This is a genomic window from Marinomonas algae, from assembly GCF_047525555.1.
In the GTDB taxonomy this organism is placed as follows: domain Bacteria; phylum Pseudomonadota; class Gammaproteobacteria; order Pseudomonadales; family Marinomonadaceae; genus Marinomonas.
The window spans coordinates 1-1,389 of sequence record NZ_JBLIXK010000020.1 but is presented as its reverse complement, the minus strand read 5'-3'; the positions used below and the strand labels follow the sequence as shown (position 1 = coordinate 1,389).

The 1,389-nt window shown below is 45.1% G+C and carries 9 tRNA genes; all 9 read right to left on the bottom strand.

The window, feature by feature from the left end:
- Position 1: 1 nt before the first annotated feature.
- A tRNA-Asp gene (locus ACMUMQ_RS15845) sits at positions 2 to 75 on the bottom strand.
- Between the two features lie 52 nt (positions 76 to 127).
- Positions 128 to 203 (bottom strand) — tRNA-Val (locus ACMUMQ_RS15840).
- A 45-nt stretch (positions 204 to 248) separates the two neighbouring features.
- Positions 249 to 325 (bottom strand) — tRNA-Asp (locus ACMUMQ_RS15835).
- A gap of 52 nt (positions 326 to 377) precedes the next feature.
- Positions 378 to 453: transfer RNA gene (locus ACMUMQ_RS15830), tRNA-Val, on the bottom strand.
- 19 nt (positions 454 to 472) lie between these two features.
- Positions 473 to 548 (bottom strand) — tRNA-Thr (locus ACMUMQ_RS15825).
- 41 nt (positions 549 to 589) lie between these two features.
- Positions 590 to 665: transfer RNA gene (locus ACMUMQ_RS15820), tRNA-Thr, on the bottom strand.
- 42 nt (positions 666 to 707) lie between these two features.
- Positions 708 to 783 (bottom strand) — tRNA-Thr (locus tag ACMUMQ_RS15815).
- Between the two features lie 65 nt (positions 784 to 848).
- Positions 849 to 924, bottom strand: a tRNA-Thr gene (locus ACMUMQ_RS15810).
- 13 nt (positions 925 to 937) lie between these two features.
- A tRNA-Pro gene (locus ACMUMQ_RS15805) sits at positions 938 to 1,014 on the bottom strand.
- Between the last annotated feature and the right edge of the window lie 375 nt (positions 1,015 to 1,389).

The following is a 1,389-nucleotide window of genomic DNA, read 5'->3' as shown; positions in this document are numbered from 1 at the left end:
GCGGAATGGACGGGACTCGAACCCGCGACCCCCTGCGTGACAGGCAGGTATTCTAACCAACTGAACTACCACTCCAACACAATCTAAATCTTTTACTTATCTTTCAATAAGTCCACTGTTTAGTAAGTGGTGGGTGTGGAGAGGTTCGAACTCCCGACATTCGCCTTGTAAGGGCGACGCTCTCCCAACTGAGCTACACACCCGCTTTAAGCTTTCTTACTACCAGTCACTTACAGCTTAATAAGTAATGGCGGAATGGACGGGACTCGAACCCGCGACCCCCTGCGTGACAGGCAGGTATTCTAACCAACTGAACTACCACTCCAACACAATCTAAATCTTTTACTTATCTTTTAATAAGCCCACTGTTTAGTAAGTGGTGGGTGTGGAGAGGTTCGAACTCCCGACATTCGCCTTGTAAGGGCGACGCTCTCCCAACTGAGCTACACACCCATTCTCATTTAGCCTTTAATGGTGCCGCCACCAAGAGTCGAACTCGGGACCCTCTGATTACAAGTCAGATGCTCTACCAACTGAGCTATAGCGGCTAAACGCTAAATCAAATTTTCAATTACTCTAAGAGTAAAAGTGGTGCCGCCACCAAGAGTCGAACTCGGGACCCTCTGATTACAAGTCAGATGCTCTACCAACTGAGCTATAGCGGCCTATCTAACAACGCAGTTCACTTTTACAACCCACCTTTAAGATGGTGCCGCCACCAAGAGTCGAACTCGGGACCCTCTGATTACAAGTCAGATGCTCTACCAACTGAGCTATAGCGGCTTTATTAAAAGCAAAATCTTTTTTTATTTCTAATCTTTAAAAGAAAAGAAACTTTGACCAAGTAATGGTGCCGCCACCAAGAGTCGAACTCGGGACCCTCTGATTACAAGTCAGATGCTCTACCAACTGAGCTATAGCGGCTAAACTATTTTCTTGGTCGGGACGGCAGGATTTGAACCTGCGACCACTAGCACCCCATGCTAGTGCGCTACCAGGCTGCGCTACGCCCCGAAACCAACAACAACTATGTCGCTGTCAGCGGGTGCGTATATTACTATAACGAATTGAAAAGGGAAGACTTTTATAACTTTTTTTTAAATTAAATCATGTAAGTTAGGCCTAACAGATAAGTTGGTTATTCTCTGATCTAAATACCCTCATCAACAAACTAACGACCTCAAATAAACCTCTTGTTCGTTAAATACTAAAGCCACCTCACCAAAAATAAGCAGCCTTTCACAAACGAGATGAAAATAAAGCCGCCTGACTAGTCCTGATATAGGTTGACACTTATTCAGGTTCTAAAACGCTCGATGAACCTCATCGGGCGTTTTGTATTTTAAGGCCATATGTGGCCGACTCTTATTATAACTTTCTACCGACTCC